The sequence below is a fragment of the Staphylococcus pseudoxylosus genome (assembly GCF_003697915.1).
GTDB lineage: Bacteria > Bacillota > Bacilli > Staphylococcales > Staphylococcaceae > Staphylococcus > Staphylococcus pseudoxylosus.
In genome coordinates, this window is the sequence record NZ_RCVN01000009.1 from 83,618 (window position 1) to 107,602 (window position 23,985).

Annotated in this window: 23 protein-coding genes and 1 other RNA gene; 2 read left to right on the forward strand and 22 right to left on the reverse strand. The window is 32.7% G+C overall.

Annotation, left to right across the window (positions count from 1 at the left end):
• Positions 1-248: 248 nt before the first annotated feature.
• The 7 genes from D9V42_RS09595 to D9V42_RS09625 form a co-directional block, all read right to left on the reverse strand.
• Positions 249-884: an SDR family oxidoreductase gene (locus D9V42_RS09595; protein ID WP_107556247.1), complete on the reverse strand. Its 636-nt coding sequence runs from the start codon at positions 882-884 to the stop codon at positions 249-251.
• A 282-nt stretch (positions 885-1,166) separates the two neighbouring features.
• Positions 1,167-2,072, reverse strand: coding sequence for an EamA family transporter RarD (gene rarD, locus D9V42_RS09600; protein ID WP_122064709.1), 906 nt, complete (start codon positions 2,070-2,072; stop codon positions 1,167-1,169).
• 40 nt (positions 2,073-2,112) lie between these two features.
• Positions 2,113-3,246: a THUMP domain-containing class I SAM-dependent RNA methyltransferase gene (locus D9V42_RS09605; RefSeq protein ID WP_122064711.1), complete on the reverse strand. Its 1,134-nt coding sequence runs from the start codon at positions 3,244-3,246 to the stop codon at positions 2,113-2,115.
• Positions 3,247-3,413: 167 nt separating this feature from the next.
• Positions 3,414-3,788, reverse strand: an RNA gene (gene rnpB / locus D9V42_RS09610) — RNase P RNA component class B.
• Positions 3,789-3,927: 139 nt separating this feature from the next.
• Positions 3,928-4,293 carry a DivIVA domain-containing protein gene (locus D9V42_RS09615; protein WP_107555585.1) on the reverse strand — a complete coding sequence of 122 codons (366 nt, stop codon included), beginning with the start codon at positions 4,291-4,293 and terminating at the stop codon, positions 3,928-3,930.
• Between the two features lie 10 nt (positions 4,294-4,303).
• On the reverse strand, positions 4,304-4,870 hold the full coding sequence (locus D9V42_RS09620) for an SLOG family protein (RefSeq protein ID WP_107555586.1): 567 nt from the start codon (positions 4,868-4,870) through the stop codon (positions 4,304-4,306).
• Positions 4,867-5,205 carry a DUF1798 family protein gene (locus tag D9V42_RS09625; RefSeq protein ID WP_107558431.1) on the reverse strand — a complete coding sequence of 113 codons (339 nt, stop codon included), beginning with the start codon at positions 5,203-5,205 and terminating at the stop codon, positions 4,867-4,869. Before D9V42_RS09625 ends, D9V42_RS09620 begins: the two co-directional genes overlap by 4 nt.
• A gap of 251 nt (positions 5,206-5,456) precedes the next feature.
• Here D9V42_RS09625 and recU point away from each other — a divergent pair, with 251 nt between their 5' ends.
• Positions 5,457-6,083: a Holliday junction resolvase RecU gene (gene recU, locus D9V42_RS09630; protein WP_107531497.1), complete on the forward strand. Its 627-nt coding sequence runs from the start codon at positions 5,457-5,459 to the stop codon at positions 6,081-6,083.
• Positions 6,080-8,263: a transglycosylase domain-containing protein gene (locus D9V42_RS09635; RefSeq protein WP_122064713.1), complete on the forward strand. Its 2,184-nt coding sequence runs from the start codon at positions 6,080-6,082 to the stop codon at positions 8,261-8,263. Before recU ends, D9V42_RS09635 begins: the two co-directional genes overlap by 4 nt.
• Positions 8,264-8,498: 235 nt before the next feature.
• Here D9V42_RS09635 and D9V42_RS09640 read toward each other — a convergent pair whose 3' ends face one another.
• The 15 genes from D9V42_RS09640 to aroB form a co-directional block, all read right to left on the reverse strand.
• On the reverse strand, positions 8,499-8,822 hold the full coding sequence (locus D9V42_RS09640; protein ID WP_107555589.1) for a YpoC family protein: 324 nt from the start codon (positions 8,820-8,822) through the stop codon (positions 8,499-8,501).
• 5 nt (positions 8,823-8,827) lie between these two features.
• Positions 8,828-9,487, reverse strand: coding sequence for an endonuclease III (gene nth / locus D9V42_RS09645; RefSeq protein ID WP_122064715.1), 660 nt, complete (start codon positions 9,485-9,487; stop codon positions 8,828-8,830).
• Entirely contained in the window at positions 9,477-10,163 is a 687-nt protein-coding gene (locus tag D9V42_RS09650) for a DnaD domain-containing protein (RefSeq protein WP_122064717.1), read from the reverse strand. Before D9V42_RS09650 ends, nth begins: the two co-directional genes overlap by 11 nt.
• A gap of 83 nt (positions 10,164-10,246) precedes the next feature.
• Positions 10,247-11,539 carry an asparagine--tRNA ligase gene (gene asnS / locus D9V42_RS09655; protein WP_107531502.1) on the reverse strand — a complete coding sequence of 431 codons (1,293 nt, stop codon included), beginning with the start codon at positions 11,537-11,539 and terminating at the stop codon, positions 10,247-10,249.
• A gap of 92 nt (positions 11,540-11,631) precedes the next feature.
• On the reverse strand, positions 11,632-14,331 hold the full coding sequence (locus D9V42_RS09660) for a helicase C-terminal domain-containing protein (RefSeq protein WP_122064719.1): 2,700 nt from the start codon (positions 14,329-14,331) through the stop codon (positions 11,632-11,634).
• A 29-nt stretch (positions 14,332-14,360) separates the two neighbouring features.
• Complete coding sequence (locus D9V42_RS09665; RefSeq protein WP_122064720.1) at positions 14,361-15,332, reverse strand: biotin--[acetyl-CoA-carboxylase] ligase; 972 nt, start codon at positions 15,330-15,332, stop codon at positions 14,361-14,363.
• Positions 15,325-16,524 (reverse strand): CCA tRNA nucleotidyltransferase, encoded by a 1,200-nt coding sequence (locus D9V42_RS09670; protein ID WP_122064722.1) that lies wholly within the window; start codon positions 16,522-16,524, stop codon positions 15,325-15,327. The genes D9V42_RS09665 and D9V42_RS09670 overlap by 8 nt, the downstream gene beginning before the upstream one ends.
• Positions 16,517-17,665 carry an N-acetyl-alpha-D-glucosaminyl L-malate synthase BshA gene (gene bshA / locus D9V42_RS09675; protein ID WP_122064724.1) on the reverse strand — a complete coding sequence of 383 codons (1,149 nt, stop codon included), beginning with the start codon at positions 17,663-17,665 and terminating at the stop codon, positions 16,517-16,519. The genes D9V42_RS09670 and bshA overlap by 8 nt, the downstream gene beginning before the upstream one ends.
• 31 nt (positions 17,666-17,696) lie before the next feature.
• A complete protein-coding gene (locus tag D9V42_RS09680; RefSeq protein ID WP_122064726.1) occupies positions 17,697-18,014 on the reverse strand; it encodes a nucleotide pyrophosphohydrolase in 318 nt (105 codons plus the stop codon).
• Positions 18,015-18,418: 404 nt separating this feature from the next.
• On the reverse strand, positions 18,419-19,114 hold the full coding sequence (locus D9V42_RS09685) for a zinc metallopeptidase (protein WP_017724505.1): 696 nt from the start codon (positions 19,112-19,114) through the stop codon (positions 18,419-18,421).
• 36 nt (positions 19,115-19,150) lie between these two features.
• Positions 19,151-19,753 (reverse strand): DUF1405 domain-containing protein, encoded by a 603-nt coding sequence (locus D9V42_RS09690; RefSeq protein ID WP_107555597.1) that lies wholly within the window; start codon positions 19,751-19,753, stop codon positions 19,151-19,153.
• 4 nt (positions 19,754-19,757) lie between these two features.
• The gene (locus D9V42_RS09695; protein ID WP_122064728.1) at positions 19,758-20,318 is read right to left on the reverse strand and encodes a YpiB family protein; all 561 of its coding nucleotides are present in this window, start codon (positions 20,316-20,318) and stop codon (positions 19,758-19,760) included.
• 18 nt (positions 20,319-20,336) lie between these two features.
• Positions 20,337-21,584 carry a tetratricopeptide repeat protein gene (locus D9V42_RS09700; RefSeq protein WP_122064730.1) on the reverse strand — a complete coding sequence of 416 codons (1,248 nt, stop codon included), beginning with the start codon at positions 21,582-21,584 and terminating at the stop codon, positions 20,337-20,339.
• 4 nt (positions 21,585-21,588) lie between these two features.
• Complete coding sequence (gene aroA, locus D9V42_RS09705; RefSeq protein ID WP_122064732.1) at positions 21,589-22,887, reverse strand: 3-phosphoshikimate 1-carboxyvinyltransferase; 1,299 nt, start codon at positions 22,885-22,887, stop codon at positions 21,589-21,591.
• A 9-nt stretch (positions 22,888-22,896) separates the two neighbouring features.
• Complete coding sequence (aroB, locus tag D9V42_RS09710) at positions 22,897-23,964, reverse strand: 3-dehydroquinate synthase (RefSeq protein ID WP_107555600.1); 1,068 nt, start codon at positions 23,962-23,964, stop codon at positions 22,897-22,899.
• Positions 23,965-23,985: the final 21 nt, after the last annotated feature.

The following is a 23,985-nucleotide window of genomic DNA, read 5'->3' on the forward strand; positions in this document are numbered from 1 at the left end:
AAGTAAGTATTTTAAAATAAGTTGTTAGAAATTGAAAATACTACTATTTAATTAAAGTTGTTATAGGTACGAGTTGTATAATCCTTTAATGTTTTTTGATTTGCAAAATTTAAAATTCAAAGATATGACGTATTAGAAATGCTTTTTTGTTAAATTGACTTTGTTATATTTCTCTATATTTACAAAAGCCAGTCCGAGACAACTATTGATGTCTCGGACTGGCTTTTAATACGTCAATCTTAAATCCATTATTTCCACCTTGGTTTATCGAAGTTTGTATTTGGTTTATTTATACCAATGTTTTCATTTAAATACAGTTCTGGATTCTTGGCAATTTGTACTGCTACTGCAGCTACGCTTTTTCTAGATACTTCAGTTCCATTAAATGGTTGATCTTTTTTAGTGATTTCGTAATCAATTTCGTTTATATCAGTTAACCAAGCTGGTCTGAATATTGTATAATCAAGCCCGGATTGCTCAATTATGTCTGCAGCTTTTTTGTAGACTGGTAATGATTCACTAATTTGAGTCTGTACCCAAGTACCAAATTCACCTGGGATTTCATTGTAGATACCAAGTGATGTAACAAATACAAGTCGTTTTACTTTATTTGCATTCATGGCTTCGACAATCGTTTGTGCCTCTTTATCTAAATCACCTGATAATGAGGCGAAAACAATATCAACATCTTCCATTGCATTGGTAACGTCTTCTAAATTTGTAGCATCGCCTTCACGAACTCGTATACGGTCTGAGGCGTAGTCAGGTAATCTATTTGCATCTCTTAAAAATAATCTTAAGGTATATGTTGTATTTTCTAAAAATGAGTTGATAGCTGCTTTAGAAATCGCACCATTAGCTCCTAGTATCAATACTCTTGTCATCTAATCACTCCTGTACATTTTAGTTATTATACGAGACCTTATTTTTCTCTTATTATTTAATAGTGTTATGTATAGTATAATTATTTTTTGTGAATAATTCACTTCTTATGTTTACACTCACAATATTATAGTTATCCTATTTTTAGTTAAGTAAACGTGAAAGCAGAATTGTCAAAAGCCATAAAATATATTTTTAATAAATAAAAACCCTAGTTCAAGGACGGTTTACACATATAAATGTAATACGTTGTCCTTGCGCTAGAGACATTATTTATCATTGATTTAATTTATCACTGGGTTTTTATCTTTTTTGATTTTTACATATTGTGAAATGCTATAAATTATAATACCAACCCAAATAAAGATAAATGTAATGAGCTGATCTAAGTCAAATGGTTCTTTGAATAGGAAAATACCAATTAAAAACATTAAAGTAGGTCCAATATATTGTATGAAGCCAGTTAATGATAACGGTATGCGTCTGGCACCAGCTGAGAACAATATAAGTGGGACTGCTGTAACGGCTCCTGAGAATAACAACCAAAAAGAAGAAATGTTCATACCAAATGTAAGCCCACCTTGATGCCATATATACCATAAATAGATAAAGCCAGCAGGCGCTGTTACAATACACTCGATTGTTATACTGCTTATAGCATCTATTGGAACAAGCTTTTTAATCAAGCCATAGATGCCAAATGAACCCGCTAACAATAAAGAAATGCCGGGAAACACCCCTATTTTCAATGTCATATATAACACACCTACAACGGCAAGCCCTATGGCGATCCATTCAAGTTTGTTGAACCGCTCTTTTAAAAATATTAATGCAAGTAAAATACTTACAAGCGGATTGATGTAGTAACCTAAACTGGATTGTAACACGTGTCCATTTGTAACGGCCCATATGAATGTGCCCCAATTAATTGTTATCACATAGCCAGCTGCAATAATCGCAATGAGTTGTATTGGATTCGTAAATAGTCGGTGAATATCTCGCTTAAATGGCTCGGTATTTTTGGTAAGGATAACGATAAATAACATGAAAATCATTGAAAGTACAATTCGAAATGCTAATATTTCAAATGCACCTATATCATCAATTAACCCCCAATAGATGGGTAGTATGCCCCATAAGAAATATGCTCCAAAAGCAAAGATAATTCCTTTTTTAAATTCTGTATTCAATTGTAACACCTCTTTCTAATGGTCAAGACATGAGAAGTATTTACTTACGAGTTTTTTTCTCTCCCCAATATTGATAATAAGTACATTCAATATAACCATTAAATAATTTTCTGCGTTTTGTTGCTTTCTTATTAACTAAAAATTCGAACTCAGTATTGCTTGTAAGAACGTAAGTTGAAATTTGTGGATGATTTTGCATAAGTGTTCCAATATAACGATACATTTCTTCGACTTTATCTCTATCACCTATACGTTCGCCGTATGGTGGGTTACCAATTAAAGCATATGGCTTTTCATCGTCTAAAGTTAATGTGTTAACGTCTTTAACATTAAATTGAATAATATCAGCAAGACCAACCTCTTCAGCGTTTCTACGGGCTATTTCAATCATTTCTGGATCTATATCATAGGCATATATTTCTAGCTCACGATCATAGTTTGCTTGTTGATCGGCTTCGTCTCTCATTTCGTCATATAAACTATCTGGCATAATATCCCATTTTTCTGATACAAAATCACGGTTGAAACCAGGAGCGATGTTTTGAGCGATTAGACAAGCTTCAATTGCGATTGTCCCCGACCCGCAAAATGGATCAATTAAAGGTGTGTCACCTGTCCAGTTAGCTAAGCGAATTAAACTTGCTGCTAGCGTTTCTTTAATTGGAGCTTCACCTTGCGCTAAACGATACCCACGTTTATTTAAGCCTGAACCAGAAGTATCTATAGTTAATAGCGCATTATCTTTTAAAATAGCCACTTCAACTGGATATTTTGCGCCATTTTCACTTAACCACCCACGCTCTTGATAAGCGTGTTTTAAGCGTTCTACAATTGCTTTCTTAACGATAGCTTGGCAGTCAGGCACACTATATAATGTTGATTTAACACTACGACCTTGCACAGGAAAGTTACCGCTTTGTTCGATCAATGTTTCCCAAGGCAACGCTTTTGTCTTTTCAAATAGTTCATCAAAAGTTGTAGCTTTAAATTGTCCAACTACTATTTTGATTCTGTCGGCTGTGCGTAACCATAAGTTACACTTAACAATTGCAGTTTCATCGCCTTCGAAGAAGATTTTGCCATTTTCGACAGTTGTTTCATAACCTAATTCTTGAATTTCTTTAGCTACAACTGCTTCTAATCCCATTGGACATACAGCTAATAATTGATACATTGTTTTGCTCCTTCTTATTAAAGATTTTATTTTATTTTATCAAAAGTTATTTTAAATAGATATGACATTGCATCAAGTTCTATAGTGAACCGATGATTATTTCAATTCATTTTAACCAATTAAAAAAGCTCTCCTATATTGGGAGAGCTTGGGTCTAGTGATGATATTTCTGTAAGCCATGTTTTGTACCATTGTACTGCAAGCGTGTACTAGAAACACTCGTACGCTGGTGGTAACCATCTGTCTACATACTATCTAAAGTATGCCTTAAATATACGTTGAATTCCGCTAAATAAGTGCTCCTACCTAATTTGGATTGCTCACTCGAGGGGTTTACCGCGTTCCACCTTTTATATTTCTATAAAAGCTACGTCACTGTGGCACTTTCAAACTAATTTAACCATATCCTAAGACTTAGGTTATTTCATTGCCGTCAACTTAATGCCTTGACTTATTGTTTCATCAAGCACGAACACTACAATCATCTCAGATTGTGTGAGCATGGACTTTCCTCTATATCGCTATAGCGATTACCCGAAACACCATCCCAAGAAGTATATCATTATTTTAGTTGTTAAACAAATAAAATAAGATAAGTTTTGAAAAAATCAAAACTTATCTCTATGTAGATGATATGAAATCTACGCTAATAACATGTCATCAGCTCAATGCGCGTGTATGTTATTTTCCGAAAACTGCTTTTTCTAGATTAGATATTCGTTTTAAGATATCTACATTGTTATTGTTGTTATTATTGTTGTTACTACTTTTAGTTGTTGCATTACTGTTTGAAGAGAAATTTTTATTTTCTTGTGGTCTCGATGTAGCAACACGTAAACGTAACTCTTCTAATTCTTTTTTAAGTTTATTGTTTTCTTCTGAAAGTTTTACAACTTCATTATCTAAATCTGCCATTTTTTGATAATCTGCTATAATATCGTCTAAGAAGGCATCTACTTCTTCTCTTCTATAGCCACGAGTCATAGTTTTTTCAAAATCTTTTTCATAAATATCTTTTGCTGATAATTTTAATGAAACATCTGACATTTTTTCCACCTCATTCAAAACTTTGTTCTTGAGACCACTGTAAGTCGTTGATGAACTCAGTTAATTCATCGAACGTCACAATATCACAAGTATAATTTGTTTTTTCCATAAAATCAACTAACATGTGCTTAAAGAACTTAGGACTAGCTTCTTGCTCTTCATCGTAAATCAATAGTGTCTGATCTGTATGATCTAGCATGAATTGATCCGTTTGTTTAAACTGATGTGGGCCTTCATATGGCGCATGGAACACACTGTCAACGAAATCTGCCTTTTGTGTAATGTTATTATACTTAGCTTGATTCTGTTCGTTCCACCTTTCACTGTGTCCATAAAAAGGCGTTATTATACCTAATTTCAGATCAGGGTGGCTCGTCTTCAACTCAAGAACCACTTCCGCCGTCCATAATTCTATACCCATCTGTCCTTGTATTAATACCCATTCTAACCCTTCTTCAATCAACTGATTTAATTTATGTTCGATAAATTTCTTTAAATAGGTAACCTCTGGTGCATCATCTTTAAATATGTTAAGTTCAAATGATTTATAGCCAGTAACATAAATTGTTTTTATCATAAACAAAACTCATTTCTTTGAATATAACTTAAATCATATTGTACAGCTTTTAATTTTTCTGTGAACAATTTTCGGCTTGTACGTTTAAAGTGGCATTCTACTGAAAGTGACTCGATATTTGAAATTAAAAGATCGAACTTCTTTTTGTTCATATACTGTAATTGAAGGATTTGTGATTCTCGGTTCAAAAGTGTGTTTAAGCGTTGGTCTATCTCAGTGGTAAACGGTACAACAGTAGAATAAAAGTCATAATCTTCTCCTGATGCTTTCACGGATTCATACCTTTCTTGCATTAACAAAACATCATTTAATAGTTGTGTAACAATTTGTTGCATTGTGACTTCCCCCTACACTTCAAATTTACCATAAAATTAATTTTCAGTCATTTTTTAAAGAGTCGTTTAACATTTACCTTATATTACTATAATATTTTGTTTCAAATATTGTTTAATTGAGCGAAGCACGTTAAAATGTATGTGATGTATTTGTAAATACATTGGTTCAAATTTCATAGTTTGGAAAAAATTGCTGTACTCATGTATAATGGAGCAAGTTTTTGATTTCCAAACTAAAGTGGTGAAAATAAATGAATTACCCAAATGGAAAGCCATTTAATGGAAATAAGTCTCAAGACGGACGAACTCATCGGGGGCAAACTAGTAAAATTGATTACGGTGGCAGAGGTATGTCGCTAGAAAACGATATAGAATTGTCGAATACTTATTATTTGAACCATGGTTTAGCTGTAATACATAAGAAACCTACACCCGTTCAAATAGTAAATGTTCACTATCCGATGAGAAGTAAAGCTGTTATAAATGAGGCTTATTTCAGAACGCCGTCGACTACCGACTATAACGGTATTTATAATGGCCGATATCTAGACTTTGAAGCGAAAGAAACGAAAAACAAAACGTCCTTTCCTTTAAATAACATGCATGATCATCAAGTGAAACACATGGATGCCTGTTATAAACAAAACGGAATTGTCTTTTTATTAATTCGTTTTAAATCGCTCGATGAAGTTTATTTGCTTCCATACTCTAATTTCAAAATGTTTTGGGAAAGACACATTAACGAAATTAAAAAGTCGATAACGGTTGAAGAAATAAGAAAAAATGGTTACTATATTCCTTATCAGTATCAACCACGATTGAATTATCTCAAAACAGTTGATAAGTTGATATTAGATGAAAGTGAGGACCGCGTATGACGGAGAAAAAGAAGACTTCCCAGTCTAACAGTAAGAATGGAAAGTCTGAGCAAAAACAGAATAGGAATATAAAACGAACGATAATTAAGATAATTGGCTTTCTAATTATTGCATTTATCGTTTTAGCATTAATTGGTATCTTGTTATTTGCGTATTACGCTTGGAAAGCGCCAGCGTTTACGGAATCAAAATTACAAGACCCTATTCCAGCAAAGATTTATGATAAAGATGGTGACTTGGTCAAGACGTTAGATAACGGGCAACGACGTGAACACGTTAATTTAGATGAGGTTCCGAAGACGATGAAAGAAGCGGTATTAGCTACTGAAGATAATCGTTTCTATGATCACGGTGCGTTAGATTATAAACGACTGTTCGGTGCAGTTGCTAAAAACGTAACTGGTGGTTTTGGAGCTGAAGGTGCTTCGACGCTGACACAACAAGTTGTTAAACGTTCATTTTTAACTGATCAAAAATCAATAGCACGTAAAGCACAAGAAGCATATTTGTCTTATAGATTAGAACAAGAGTACAGTAAAGATGAAATATTCGAAATGTACTTAAATAAAATCTACTATTCTGACGGTGTTTATGGTGTTAAAGCGGCTGCTAAATACTATTTCGACAAAGATTTAAAAGATTTAAATTTAGCTGAATCTGCTTATCTTGCTGGTTTACCACAGGTACCAAATACTTATAACATCTACGAACATCCAAAAGAAGCAGAATCACGTAAAAACACTGTTCTTTATTTAATGGAATATCATAATAGAATTACAAAAGAACAGAAAGAAAAAGCTCAAAATACTTCTGTTGAAGATAATTTAGTTCAACGTTCATCTGAAGAACGTGAAGTAAGTGAAGATAACTCAAATCCAGAATATGATTCATATATTAACTTTGTGAAATCTGAGCTTATGAACAACAAAGCGTTTAAAGACCAAGATTTAGGATCTGTGTTAAATAGTGGTATTAAGATTTATACTAATATGGATAAAAATGTTCAACAAACATTACAAGACCGTATTAACAACGGTAGCTATTACAAAAATGATGATCAGCAAGTAGGATCTTCTATTGTAGATAGTGAAAATGGTAGCTTAGTTGCTATATCTGGCGGTAGAAATTATAAAGATATCGTAGATAGAAACTTAGCGACTGACGCACACCCTACCGGTTCATCACTTAAACCATTCTTAGCATATGGTCCAGCAATGGAAAATATGTCATGGGCAACAAACCATGCAATTCAAGATGAGGAAGCATATCAAGTAGATGGTGTTACTTTCAGAAACTATGATACGGAAAGTCATGGTAAAGTTAAACTTTATGATGCACTTCGTCAAAGTTTCAACATTCCAGCACTTAAAGCATGGCAGTCAACTAAAGAGAACGCTGGTAATGATGCACCTAAAGACTTTGCTAAAAAAGTAGGTCTTGACTATGAAGGAGATATTGGCCCATCTGAAGTACTAGGTGGTTCAGCATCCGAATTCTCACCTACCCAATTAGCTTCTGCCTTTGCAGCTATTGCAAATGGCGGTGAATATAACAATGCTCATTCAATTAAAAAAGTTGAAAAACAAAACGGCGAAACGATTGAATATGACCATACAAGTAAAAAAGCAATGAAAGATTCAACTTCTTACATGTTAGCTGAAGTATTAAAAGGTACATTTGAAGCCTACGGTTCAGCTTATGGCCATAATATTTCTGGCGTTAACATAGCTGCAAAAACTGGTACAGGTACTTATGGTGCTGAAACTTATCAACAGTATAATTTACCAGATAATGCTGCAAAAGATGTTTGGATTAACGGATTTACACCAAAATACAGTATGTCTGTATGGATGGGATTCAGTGAAGTTAAACAAGGTGGTACAAACTCCTTTGTTGGCCATGAAGAACAAGAATACCCACAATATCTATTAGAAGATGTTATGGATAACATTTCACCAAGAGATGGTAAAGACTTCAGTAAACCTGATTCAGTAAGTGGAGATTCGAAAGACTCATTATCTGTTAAGGGTAGTCCAGATGACAATACAACATCAAATAAACCTCAAGGACAAGGTGGAGGTAGTAGTTCTTCATCAAGCTCAAATAGCAGTGATAGTTCTAGTAATAGTTCTAGTAGTAGTTCCTCAAATAGTACAAGCGGTCAAAGTGCCGCAAGATAATACTTAATTTAATAACAAATAGTCTAGGACAAAGGTGAATTAACATAATTATTTTAAAAATGATTAATATCCCCCATGTCAGAGATTTGAAACACACTCGACGCTAAGTTTAGCGTTGAGTGTGTTTTTTATTTTAATTATTCATAACGATATTGTCTTTCCAGAGATAAAAAAAACACGGTATATTCAAAGGAATTAAACATCTCCAATGAACACCGTGCATATTAATTAATTTTTATTTTTTTCGACGAATTTGATAGGATGCATTCATTTTAATGAGTTCTGACTTTAATGTTTTCATTTGACTATAACCCATAAAGTGATATTTTCTTGCAATCATATAATTGTAGCGTTCTTCAAAATTCATCGGTACAACAGGATAATGATCCAACTCTTGAAATTCAAGGTTATCAATATTATTTATTTGTTTAAAATATTGTTCAATTAAATCAAAGTAATCATCTAGTAATGCTTTCGCTTCAGTTGATTTTAGTTGTTTTGCTTTTGCAAAATAATCAAGTTGATCTTCTAAAATTGTAAAATGTTCTTTTGTAATCATTATATTTATGCCTCTTTCACATTGGCTTTATAGCGTTTTTGTCCTTCTCTACATTCTTCAAATAATGGACAAACATCACATTTAGGACTTCTTGCTAAACAATGATAACGTCCAAAAAAGATGAGTTGATGATGTGTTTTATTCCAACGCGCTCTTGGAACTACTTTACACAATTTATCTTCTACCTGCCTCACATTGTCTTTCCATCTGCAAATACCTAAGCGTTTAGAAATGCGTTCAACGTGTGTATCAACAGCTAGAGATGGTTCGCCAAAAGCAACACTCATGACCACATTTGCTGTTTTCCTACCAACGCCTGCTAAACTTTCTAATTCTCCATGTGTATGTGGAATTTCACCATCAAATTTATCTAAAAGCGACTTACATAATTTTTGAATATTCTTAGCTTTATTCCTATATAGACCAATTGTGCGAATATCATTTTCTAATTCTGAAATATCTACGTTTAAATAATCCTGAGGCGTTTTGTATTTTTTGAAAAGTTTATCTGTTAATTTATTTACGGATATATCTGTAGTTTGAGCAGATAATAATACTGCAATGGTTAATTCAAATGGATTATCATGCTTTAGTTCACATTCAGCATTTGGAAACATTTCAGCAATCACATCCACCATTTCTAATGCTTTTTTGTTACTTATCATTTGGATTCTCTCCATTCAACCAATCAAATTTGGGTACTTTTGTTACGGTGTGCTTCATTTTAGGTTGATTAAATTGACGGCTAATCTTTTTCGAGTCTTCTATCGTTTTGACATTATTTTTCTTCCAATTGAGCAGAATACGATCCATGTATTTAAAACTTAACTTGTTTTGGCTAGTTGCTTCGTCAAGTGCAGCTTGAATTACGCTTAAATCATGTTTATCAACATCTAGCCATTGATTTAAAGTTTCCATTTCAAATGGAGACAACGGTCGTGCAAAAGCTTGTTCGATTTGTTGGAAGAGCGTATTAAAATCTACTTCAGATTTTTCTTCATTATGTTGGACTTCCATTTTTTCCATGATTTCACTTAATTTATTATAAAATGGATTAAGATTCATGTACTCTGTGAATTTTCCTTCTTCGTCTTTATTTACTTTAAGTTCTAACAAATCGCTTTGTATTAAACTTTGAATGACAGACGTAATTGCCCTGGAATCTAGAGATGTCCCTTGTTGTAACGATTCAATGGAAGGCTGTTTGTTAGATGTTTCTGAAGCATGTATAAGTTTAATTAAAATCACTAATTCCGTTTCATTGATACCTAATTGATTATAATTATTTAATAGTTCCTGTCTAATGATCACTGGTCTAACTTTAAGTTGTTCGCGATTCAAACATGCACCCTCCTTTTCATTCATTGCGTTATAAAAACGTCCAGCCATAGATATTAGACTGGACGAATGTTGATATATAAAGCTTATGGATATAAACGATTTAATAGACGTGGGAATGGAGCAGTTTCACGAACGTGCTCTACGCCTGATAACCAAGCTACAGTTCTTTCTAAGCCTAAACCGAATCCACTGTGAGGCACACTACCGTAACGACGTAAATCTAAATAATAGCTGTAACTTTCAGCATCTAATTCAAACTCACTTAAGCGTTGTTCAAGTAGTTCGAGATCGTTAATACGTTCTGAACCTCCGATGATTTCACCATAGCCTTCTGGTGCAATTAAATCAGCACATAAGACAGTGTCTTCATTTTCAGGGTTTGGTTGCATATAGAATGGTTTGATTTTTGTTGGATAATTTGTGATGAAAACAGGTAAATCATAATGATTGGCAATTGCAGTTTCATGTGGCGCACCAAAATCTTCGCCCCATTCAATATCATCAAAACCTTGTTCTTTTAAGAATACGACAGCATCATCATATGTGATACGTGGAAACGGTGTTGATACTTTTTCTAATTTTGAAGTATCACGTTCTAGTGCGTTTAATTCTAACTTACAGTTATTTAAAACAGATTTAACAACGTGTGTAACATATTGTTCCTGTATTTCTAAGCTTTGGAAATGTTCACAAAATGCCATTTCTGGTTCAATCATCCAAAATTCAATAAGATGGCGACGTGTTTTGGATTTTTCAGCACGGAATGTTGGTCCGAATGAAAATACTCTGCCGTGTGCCATAGCTGCCGCTTCCATATAAAGTTGACCACTTTGAGATAAAAATGCATCTTGATCAAAATATTTCGTATGGAACAACTCGCTAGTACCTTCAGGTGCACTTGCTGTTAAGATGGGTGGATCAATTTTTGTGAAACCATTATCATTAAAGAATTCATAAGTTGCACGAATAATTTCATTTCTTATTTTCATAACTGCATGTTGTTTTTTTGAACGCAACCACAAATGACGGTGGTCCATCAAGAATTCTGTGCCGTGATTTTTTGGTGTGATTGGATAATCATGCGCTTCTGAAATCACTTCAATAGATGTAACTTGCATTTCATAACCGATATCTGAGCGATTATCTTCACTGATGACACCTGTGATATAAAGCGAGCTTTCTTGAGTAATTTCTTTAGCTTTTTGGAAAGTATCTTCATCAACTGCAGCTTTGGCAACAACACCTTGCATAAATCCAGTCCCATCTCTTAATTGCAAGAATGCGATTTTACCGCTTGAGCGTTTGTTTGTTAACCAAGCGCCTATAGTAACTTCTTGGTCAATATATTGTTTTGCTTCTTTTATCGTTATATTCATAACCAGTCTCCTATTATATTGTAGTTTTCTATGCTTTATCCTTATATATTTTAACAAAATCCATATATAAGTTCTAGTTGTGAACGCTATGTTTATGAGTTATTCTCATCTTTTTTTAATTTTTTAAGAATGCTAGAAAATTGTTTAATATCTCCTTTATTTTGACGATAACTTTCTAAAGATTGTTCGAAAAATTGTTTGTAGTTACTTCTAATTAAACGATCATCAAAAGACACAATAATTCCTTTGTCGTTTTCACTACGTATCAATCTACCAAGACCTTGTCTAAAACGTGTTACAGCATCTGGTAAAACATATTCTTTAAAGGTTGAAGTAAACTCTGATTCCATAAGCCAATATTTAGTATTGTTTTGATTCATAAATGGTAATTTAGCAATCATGACACATTTAATTCCGTTTGATTCAAAATCGAATCCTTCGAAAAAGGTTCCTGTACCCAGCAATATCGCTTTATTAAAACTATTAAATTGCTGAACAATTTTATAATTTTGATTTTGTTGTTGTGTTAATACGACATAATCTTCAAATTCAGGTAATTCATTTAATAGTTCTTGTACCATGTGCATCATTTTATAACTTGTGAATAGTATCAAACATTTAGATTCAACGATATTTACATATTCAATTACATAATTGACGATTGAACTTACATAATCATTAATATTTTTATAATTATAAGACGTTACGTCATTTGGTATGAATACTGTAGTTTGATTTGGCGACATCACTGTAGAGTCTATTTCAAAAGTATTAAAGTCTATATCTTTGTTAAACCAATGCTTGAAGTTATCAAATGTGTGGTTGAAAGTTAATGTACCTGATATGAAAGTGAGGGAATTAAATTTATCTAACACTTGTTTGGTTAGGATTTCTTTCACTCCATAATCCTTCACATTTAATTTAATCGTTGATTTTTGATTTAAGTTTTTGATTGAAAGATAACTTGTATGATTGTTTTTGAGACTTTGCTCTATTTCTTTAAAACGATCATTAATATATAAAAATTGTTTGCGTACAGATTTAATTGATTTATGACTCATTCCATTGAAAAATTCCAACGTCATATTTAACTTATGAATAATAGCATGTAAATCATTTAAAATTGGTGTCACATCAAAATGATATACGAAATGTAATTTATGAACTTCGTCATCCTGGATTTCTGAAGCATGAATGATATCATACATCGTTGAGAATAATTTTTCGTTCAATTCGTGAATTTCATTAACTGTAGTTTTTAAACCAAATACATCTATGGGTGGTATATCTAACTTTTCTAATATTCTTTGCTGTTCTAGATGATCGATAGATTTAAGTAGTTTTTCATTTTCTGTCTTACCTATTAAGCCTAGTTGGTATTTAATATCTGAATAACTGAGTTCGTTTGTAACTTGATTCAAAGCATAATCTGGTAATCTGTGAGCCTCATCTATAATACAGTCATCAAATAATTGATAAATTGAATTATCATGTGCAGCATGTATTAAATGTGCATGGTTAGTAATACCTATTTGTATATTTTGTGCATTGCGCTTAATGAAATTGAAATAATTGATATCATTACGAACAGGAACATAAGTTTCTAGTTTTTGTTCGAAATACATCTTCTGTCCGCCTTTTAGATCTAATTCTTGTATGTCACCTGTAGCTGTTTCTGTTATCCATATAAGCAATTGCATTTTTAGAATACTAACTTCGTAGTTGCTAGAATCTTCTTTTAATATTTGGCTAATTAACCCTAATGAAATATAATCTCGCTTACTTTTAATTAAAGTTGCGTTTATTTTGAAATCTAATGCACGTTTTAATGCTGGAATATCTTTTTCTAATAACTGATTTTGTAATAACTTTGTATTTGTAGAAATCATTACATGCTTGCCAGTTTCAATATTATACATAAGCGAAGCTAGCAAATAAGCAAATGATTTCCCGCTACCTAAAGGTGCCTCAATCATTGCCTTTTCACTGTGCATGAGTTGTTCTAATATGATTTCAGACAGATATAACTGTTGTGGTCGGTATGTTAAGCCTAGTTCTTTTGTTACGTGTGTATAGAGTTCTTTTAATGTTCCATTAAAATTAACAGTCGGTGCTTTAAAGTCGATTTGTTTTTTATATATAATTTGTTCAAATTGCTCATATTGATGATCGAGTGTCTGTACACTATGATGACGTACCATTTCGAACAAAATATCATGTAAATCATATTTTAAGTTTTTGCTGAGATAATAGAGTTGTTTAAGTGTATCTAACGGTAGTGATTCAAATTTAGCAAAAGCCATAATCATTAATTTTGCTGTTGTTGCAGCATCTTCATCTGCCCTATGCGCATTTGTTAAAACGATGCCGTGATTCTCTGCTAATTCACTTAATTGATAGCTTTTGTCTGTTGGAAACGCAACTTTGAATAATTCTAAAGTATCCATAACTTTTTTTGGACGATATTTAATATTGCAATTTTTAAACGATTTTTTTATGAAATTCAAATCAAAAGCGACATTGTGTGCCACAAATATACAATCTTTGATTTGCATGTATATATCTTCAGCAACTTCATGAAAATATGGCGCTTGATTTAACATGTCTTCTTCTATCGACGTTAGAGCTTGAATAAAAGGAGGAATTTCTAAATCTGTTTTTATCATTGAATGATATGTGCCAATCATTTTGTTTTCGCGAACAAATGTAATACCTATTTGAATAATTTCATCATAATCTAACTGATTACCTGTTGTTTCTAAGTCGACAACAGCATAACACGGTTTTGTCATTTCGATTCCTCCTTTCATCGTTGTTTTGTTTATATTTCGATATCTGCACTCATTAATTGATGTTGTTGATTATCTTCATCATTAACAATTAAATAGCCATTTTTGTCAATGTCTATTGCTTGGCCTTGGAACTGATTACCGTTTTCAGTAAATTTTAATTGCTTGTCCCAAATGTTTGAGACCGCTATATATTCTTGACGAATTGTAGCAAACGGTTCTTTTAAAAATTGTGCGTAACGATATTCTATTTGTTGTATAAGTAATTTTAAAAATTTGTAGCGATTTACTTTTTCATTTCCTTGTATTCGCATACTTGTCGCTTTTTGTGAAAGTTCACCATCAAAATCTGTTTGTGTTTGGTTCATATTAATACCAATACCACAAATAACCGCTTCTATGCCATCACTGTTCGCTACCATTTCTGTTAAAAAGCCACATACTTTTTTACCATTAATATAAATATCATTTGGCCATTTAACAGAAACTGGAGCTTCGCTGAAAGCTTGTATAGCATCACGAATCCCTAATGCCATAAATAAATTGAATTTTGTAATCATATCGAACGGGACATTAGGGCGTAATACAACCGACATCCACAAGCCTTTTCCTCTTGTAGATAACCATGGTCGATTGAAACGACCTTTACCTTTTGTCTGCTCGTCACTAAGTATTAAAAAAGTATCAGTATTTCCTACTAATTTTTGCTTTGCTAGTAACTGCGTGGAATCTACATTTTCGAACACTTCAATATGCTTAAATAGTTGTTGTGTTTTAATACTAGGTATAACAATTCCACTATACCATTTATCGGGAAGTTGTATTAACCGATGACCTTTATGATTTATTGATTCAATTTGACAACCTTCTACTTTTAGTTGATCGATAACTTTTTTAACAGCAGTTCTGGAAATTGATAACTGTTCAGCAATAAATTGACCGGAAATATATTCGGGTTGATATTGATACAACATGTGTATCACATCTTTACTATATTTAGACATGTGTTTTCACCCACTTTATTAGTTCAGGTTTAAAGTTGTTCACCTCACCTGTTAAAATAGCACACTCAATTTCTCGTAATGTTGATTTGAGCCATGGGCCACTGGGTTTATCAACTAATGCTAAAATATCTTTGCCGTTGATATCCATTTCTTTTCTCGAATGTATTGGTAATACTTGTGCCATTTCTACAATTGCTCTGCTATTTATAATAAATGGAGCGTTTGTCGCGATTTGATTTTCTTGAAAAGTATCAGCATAACTCAATACTTCTAATATATCTTTTTTACCATAATCATAAACAAATAATTTAAGTTGCCTCTTTGTTTGTACTTTAGGAATAGTTTCTATGATCTGAATGATTCTATTTATATCTTTTTTCTCTTGGTTACTCAATTTTAAATCCGAAATATTTGAAGTTATATCAGGTTGTTGGACTTTTAATAAAGCGATAAATACTGTTAGCGGTATCGGTTGTTCTATGATAACTTTCGATAAATCAAAATATTTAAAGAAAGGCATATAAGAAAATGTTTTAAATTGCTTTAGATTATTAAAAGTTTGTTTAATTGCGTTGCCAAGCATTAACTTCTTAAGTTCAACAACGATTCTTTCAATTGATAAATGACTAATATCTGAAATATGTTGCTCCATCGCTTTAAAAGTATCAGGGTCTAATTCAAAGCCTAATTGAGACTGAAAGCGTAACCCTCTAATGATACGTAGTGCATCTTCATTAAAGCGCTCTGACGGATTACCCACTGTTCTGATTATGTTATCAACAATGTCTTGTTGTCCATTAAAATAATCATGGATTTGATATTCCATATCCATAGCAATTGCATTCATTGTGAAATCTCTGCGTCTCACATCTTCAAATAGATTTCTTACAAAATAGACCTCATTAGGTCGGCGATGATCGATGTATTCACCTTCAGCACGAAAAGTTGTCACCTCATATTGTTCGCCTTGATAAACAACATTAATAGTGCCATGTTCCCTACCTATAGGGATGGTTTTTTCAAATACCGACTCGATTTCGTCTGGAGTGGCACTCGTTGTGATATCAATGTCGTGAATTGACTTATTCATGATATAGTCTCTAACAGAACCACCTACAAAGTAAGCTTGGAAATCATGTGCTTGTAGACTTTCTAAAATAGGTTTAGCTTTTTCGAATAAATTATTAGTCATTGTTACCCTCTAACATTTTTTTGTAGTAATATTCATATTGATCAGCAATTAAATCAGAAGAGAAACGAGCTGATACATCTTGTAACATATTTTCTTGGATGTTTTTATAAAGTTTTGTATCTGTTAATAATTTAATTGCATATTCACTCGCTAGTTTACTATCTCCTACATCTACTATGAAGCCAGTTTCATCATTTTTAATAACTTCCTTTATACCTCCTGCTGTAGAGCCAATAGGTACGACGCCTGATTTCATCGCTTCTAATAAAGTCAGCCCGAAACTTTCCTTTTCACTTAAAAGTAATACCAAGTCTGATATTTGATAAAACTCACTCACCCAATTTTGTTTACCTAAAAATAAAACTGCCTCTTCAATGCCTAAATCACGTGCTTTCCGCTTCATATCCATCAATTCCGGGCCATCACCTAATAAGATTAACTTTGAAGGTATCGCTTGATGAACTTTTGCAAAGGTATCTATTATTGTATCAATTCGTTTAACTGCTCTAAAGTTAGATACATGTATTAAGACCTTTTCACCTGGTTTTATACCATAACAAGCTTTCAAACGTTCATCGTCCTGAGTGGCTTGATCTGGTTTAACAGGAAATTCTTTCTCTCTAACAAAATTATATATAGGTACAATACGTTTATCTGTTTCAATGATATCGTATGTTTGCTCTGCAAGTGATTGACTCACGCTTGTAACGATATCACTACCTTCAATACCAAATTTAATAGCATTTTTTAATGAATGATCATAACCTAAAACGGTGATATCTGTACCATGAAGTGTAGTCATAATTTTTATATCTTTATTAGACATATGTTTTGCTAAAATGCCACATACTGCGTGTGGAACGGCATAATGCATATGTAATAAATCTAAATCATATTCATTAATAACCTCTGCTATTTTTGTACTTAATGTAATATCATAGGGTGGGTATTGAAAAACTGCATATTGATTCACTTCTACTTGGTGAAATGTAATATTTGGTAATGGTTTACGTATTCTAAAAGGAATATTGGAAGTGATGAAATGGATATCATGTCCACGTTCAGCAAGTTTAATGCCTAACTCTGTAGCTATAATGCCTGAACCACCCATAGATGGATAACAAGTGATGCCTATTTTCATAAGGCGGGACATCCTTTCTTATTTGTTTATATTATTTACGTTCAAATCTATTTTTATCTCGAGTATTAAATTTTTGCATTGTTTCATCAAAACTTTCAGTTAAATCTATATCTAAAGAATTCGCAATACACATTAATACGAATAAATTGTCACCGAGTTCTGCTTTAATTGTATTTTCGGCTTCTGACGATTTTTTCTTTTTCTCACCATAATAATGGTTAATTTCTCTCGACAATTCACCTACTTCTTCAGTTAGACGTGCAAGGTTTGCCAAAGGAGAAAAGTATCCAGTTTTGAATTGACCAATATAGTCATCAACTTCTGTTTGCATATCTTTCATAGATTTCATTTTAAACGCCTCTCATTCCTTTAGGTTTCTTATATAGTATAGACTAATTTTATGTTTCATGCATTATTCCTGCAACAGTTAAGGCTTATGCTGTACATATTTAAACTCATCGATTGTCTAGTGTGATTTTTGTAATTTCATAAGCATTTTGTGATATGTTATGCGATGCCAAAAATGACATAACATACTGGAACTGAATTAAACCAAACAACCTATTAAATTAAGCATAAAAAAGGAGGCTAAGACATGTTTCGAATGTCCCAGCCTCAAAATATTATATTAATCATTATAATATAACGTGAAAATTGAGCTTTATAATAAGCTGTTTAAATGTTAGTCATCTAAGTTGAAGTAACGAAAACTTATTTCAAAATAAGGCTTCTGCATCACTTCAATTTATATTATTATTCACTAGATCTAGCGATAAGGATAAATCTTGCAAGTTCCGCTAATGCTACTGCAGTTGATGCAACATAAGTCATTGCTGCAGCTGTCAATACTTTTTTAGCATGACGATATTCCTTTTCGTTAACAATGTTTAAGCTTTGAATTTGCTTCATAGCTCTACTACTTGCATTGAATTCAACTGGCAGTGTAACAATAGAGAAAAGAACAGCAAATGACATAAATGCAATTCCAATCCATAGTGCAGTTGAACCTAAAGTACTTTGTAAACTCGTTAAAATAATACCTGCAAAAACGGCTAAATAACCAATCGAGCTACCAAGGTTAGCCAGTGGTACTAACGATGTTCTGAATCTTAGGAAGAAATAACCTTGCGCATGTTGAATTGCATGGCCAACTTCGTGAGCAGCAATAGCCGTACCAGCAACAGAAGGTCTACTAAAGTTGGCTGGTGATAGTACAAGCACCTTTTTTCTTGGGTCGTAGTGGTCAGTTAAGAAACCTTTTCCTTCAACCACGTCAACATCATAGATACCATTCGCATGTAAAATTTCTAAAGCAACTTCTTGACCGGTCTTTCCACTTGTTGATCTAACTTGTGAATATTTTTCGTAATTAGATTTAACTTTATGCTGTGCCCATAGAGGCAACACCATTAAAATAACAAAGTATATAATCATATAGATAAAAGACAAAAACCTCACTCCTTTATAAACATTTTACTGTGAACATCAATGGTGGTCAAATATTTTATCTTTTTTAAATCGAGTTAAATATAAATAAAGTATTAATGGAATTACGCTTAACCAAAACGCGAGGTAGGCAACACCTTCTAAATGACTTGCAATAAAATCATAATAAGGATATTGCATAAATACATAATCTATAATGTCATTATGGAACACCCATATCATAGCAATAACGAAGCCAATAATTGAAATTTTGAATCTTGGATAAAATATCAACGCTTCGATTGCCATAATGCCATGTGAGAGTATGAGCATACAGCCTGTGATTGTAACCATGTCATATTGAATAAACATGATTATATTCATTATAACTGCCCAAACTCCGTATTTAATAAGTGAGACGAAAGCAAGGGCTTCAAATACTGGGATGTTCTTACCTAATATGAATGTAATAAGTACGAAACATAAAAATAGTGAAGCGGTCGGGCTATCTGGTACAAATATTTTAAATTGAGTTTCAGTCATACTTAATTGCTCACCGTACCAAATATAACCATAGATTGTACCTAACAAATTACACAAAAGTAAAAAGTAAAGTATGCCTTTGTGATACAACATTAATTCCCAAAGTGATTTTATATTCATACTGTCAATCCTTCGTCGATATATTTACATTTCTTAATTTAAAAGTATTAAGGATTTGTGATAATTGATAAAACAAATCGCTATCATGTAATTGTAAGCTTAAATCAATATTATCTTGCAAATGTGTGATAATAGAAGATTCACTTTGTTTTGAAAGCGGAATTTGATAGATGTCTTGAATATATAACGCATAATATGGTGAATGTAATAATTGTTTAATGAGTAAGTCATCTAATCTCACTTCCCTATCTTGTTCAACATTAAAATTCAATTTAATATCAAAAGATAATTGATTGAGAGCGATGTGCTCGAAAATCTCATTACTATTAATCATTTGTTGGTCTTTATAATTAAATTTAATACCATATTGCTCAGTGTGTAACATAGAAATTTCAAGCGTATTATGTGTATCGATACGTTCATCTACGAAATGTACATTTTGTAGTAATTCTGGCGAAGATTTGAGTAAGTTCAATACCCATACACTAATCCTAGACTTGAATTCATATTGGAAGAGTAGATACTCTATGAAAGTTGCTTTTGATTGTTGTAGGGTATCAAACATTTAACTCACCTTCCTAAACTAGAAAGACGTCAGTCTTTCCGCTTCATCATGCCATGTCTCATTAGATGGTTCTAATTCAACTAATTGGTCTAATAGCTTTTTAGCTAACTCAATTTGACCAATTTCTATTACATAAAAATAATAGTCACTTAAAAATGCAGATTGTGTTTGTAACGTGTCATATGCTAATTCAAAGAAATGTTGTGCTTCTTTATCTCGTTCTTCTTGCCCCAATGCATAAGCGAGGTGCCACATAAATACTGGGTCTAAGTCTTCTTCATCTACATATTTCAATAACCCAATAAGTGATTCATAATCTTCTTCTTGTCTATATAAATCACTTAATATCAATAATGGTTCTTGGTACGCGTTATCAACTTCAAGTGCTTGAATTAATAATTGGACGCCTTCATTAGCGTCTCCGTGTTCTATTTGGATGCTACCAGTGGATACCATCAATTCTTTATAGAATTGCGTTAATCTTAACCCTTCTTTACCGATTTCGATTGCGTCCGCGTGATTATGTTCGTTTTCATATAACTGTTGTAAATAGTAATAAGCTTGTAGAAAATCAGGGTCTTTAGATAATAGTGTTTGAACTAATTTAATAGCTTCTTGTGAGAGATCATTTTTTTCATAAGCGATGGCTTTTCTGAAATAATCTTCTGAATCCATTTCATCTTCATTAATTTCATCAAACATTTTAATTGCATCACTGTAGTTACCGCTTTGCAAGCTACAATCGGCTAAACGAGAAAATAGATTTACACCGTTCACTTCATATTCTCCCGTTTCAAGTACGGTTTCGTATTCTGAAGTTGCTCGTAAATATTGGCCATCAAAGTATAATATCTCAGCAAGTGCGTAATGTATTATTGGGTCATTTGGCTCAATATCAATCGCTTCATCAAGTTTACTAATTGCAACTTCAAGCATATTTAATTGTTGATATAAATCTGCTTCTAACATTAAGCGTTCTGTTGATATTTCTACTTCACTTAAATATTCTAAAGCTTCATCTGTGTGATTTTCAGCCATTAATCCTTCGATAAAGTATATTAATAATTCACTTTCATCAGGATATTTATGGTAAAGCGTACGGAATACTTCTAAACCTTGTGGCATCAATCCATAATTATATAATGTTTCACCTAGAATAAATAAAGCATCGTCCTTAGGAGAACTTAATGCATCATTAACACGTGTGTCTAGGTTCTCTAATTTTTGTAAGTTGATATCATCTATTAATTTATAGATATCTTCCATACTTTTATCCCTCTTTTTCTAATTGTTTTAACTTTGGTAAGAATCCTGGGAAAGAAACATTGACTGCATCAAATTGATTAATGGTAATGGCTTCATCAGTTAAAAGTGAGGCAACTGCTAACATCATACCTATACGATGGTCTGTAAAGCTATCTACAGTTGCAGTTTGTTCTAAAGCTGATGGATGAATAACCATACCATCATTAGTAGGTTGTAACATAAAACCAAGTAAATTTAACATATTAGCGGTTGTATCAATTCTATTGGTTTCTTTTACTTTTAATTCTTCAGCTTCTTTAACCACACTTGTACCATTAGTTTGTGTGCAAAGCAAAGCAATGATAGGAATTTCATCGATTGCTCTAGGCACTAAGTCACCATCAATATGAACGGGTTTCATGTCTGGAGAGTATTGTACTCGTATGGATGCAGTTGGTTCTGGTCCATCAGTTTGATTAAATAAAGTAATATTCCCTTCCATTTGTGTCACGATATCAATAATACCTGAACGAGTTGGGTTAATGCCAACATTGTGTATTGTAATATCACTTCCAGGTGTTATCAAGCCAGCTACAATAAAATACGCTGCTGAAGATATGTCGCCTGGAACGTGAAAATCTGCAGGTTTGATATGGTCAATGCCTCGAGCAGGCATATCTATCAATTTGTCTTTTGTAGAAACAGGGATGTGATATTGTTGGAACATCGTTTCGGTATGGTTTCTAGAAGTATCAAATTCTTTAATTGTCGTTGGTTCTTCAGCGAATAAACTTGCGAATAGTATAGCGCTTTTAACTTGTGCACTGGCAACTTCCATTTCATATGCAATACCTTTGATTTTAGCAGGTTTGATGATTAAAGGTGTATAGTTATTATCGATTCCTGTAATATTGGCTTGCATTAATTTTAAAGGTTTCATAATTCTGTCCATTGGTCGTTTGCCTATTGATTCATCACCAGAAAGAACAGTTTCTATGCCAAGACCGCTTAATAAACCAGCCACTAAACGTGTGGTCGTACCTGAATTACCTGTATATAAAACTTGATGTGGTGTTTTAAAATGCTTAAATCCTGGTGAATCAATCTCTATTTTATCTTCAGATACTTTAATGTCAGCACCTAATAACTTAAATATTTCAACAGTACGTAAACAATCTTCACCAAGTAATGGTTTGTATATTGTTGATTTTCCTGAAGCTAGAGAACCGAGCATAATAGCTCTATGTGTCATAGATTTATCTCCAGGTACTTCGATTTCACCGACTAACGGTCCGTTAATGTCTATTGTCTTACTGTTTGCCAAATCAGTCACCTACTTATTAAAATATGATTTAAATTCTCCGAAAGCTTTAGAAAGCGTTTTGTAATCAATGTGTCTCACAATTGGGTCTCCAATATCATTGAGTAGTACCATTTGCACACCTTGTTCATCATTTTTCTTGTCGTTTAGCATTAATTGATATAAAGATTCAAATTCTAAATCATTAACTACATCTAACGGATAGTTTAAATCCCTTAGATAATTTACATAATGTGCAATATTAAATGATTTGTTTAGCGTTATATTCGCAACTATAAATTGAAAAACGATACCTATCATAACAGCATGTCCGTGTGGAATTTTAAATTTATATTCAACGGCATGGCCAAATGTATGGCCTAAGTTAAGAAATTTACGGACGTTTGATTCCTTCTCATCTGCTACAATAATATTCAATTTTGTCTGAACACCTTTGTATAAATAATATTCGATTTCATCAAGTGATTTAAGCGCTTGTTCATCTGAGTACTGTACCTCGATATGATTTACCGATTCAATATCATTTAATAAAGCGTGTTTATAAACTTCTGCGTATCCACTTAAAATTTCTGAATATGGTAATGTACTTAAAAAGTTCAAATCATAAATGACTGCTTTAGGTCTATAAAAAGCACCAATTAGGTTTTTACCGTGTTTGGAATTGATTCCAACCTTACCACCTACACTCGAATCATGAGCTAAGATGGTCGTTGGTATTTGAATGAAATCGACGCCTCTTAATAAAGTCGCGGCAAGGAACCCAGCGAAGTCGCCAGTGGCCCCTCCTCCGATTGCAATTAAACAAGTATTTCTTGTTAGTTGTTTATTCAACAACGATTCAATTGTTTCTTCGTAAAAAGATAGTGTCTTCGTTGTTTCACCAGAAGGTATGATAAGTTTATGCGCTTCATATTCACTAGCGATGAAGTCAGTGATCTGACTCCATTCGTTTTCAACTTTTTGATCAATGACAAGGACAATATCTTGATAATCTTTAATATAATCATGTAATTGATCGAGGGCATGATGTTCAATGATAATTGGATAGTTATTTGATTTATAAGTGGTTTCTAATTTCATGTAATCACCTAATTATTTTAT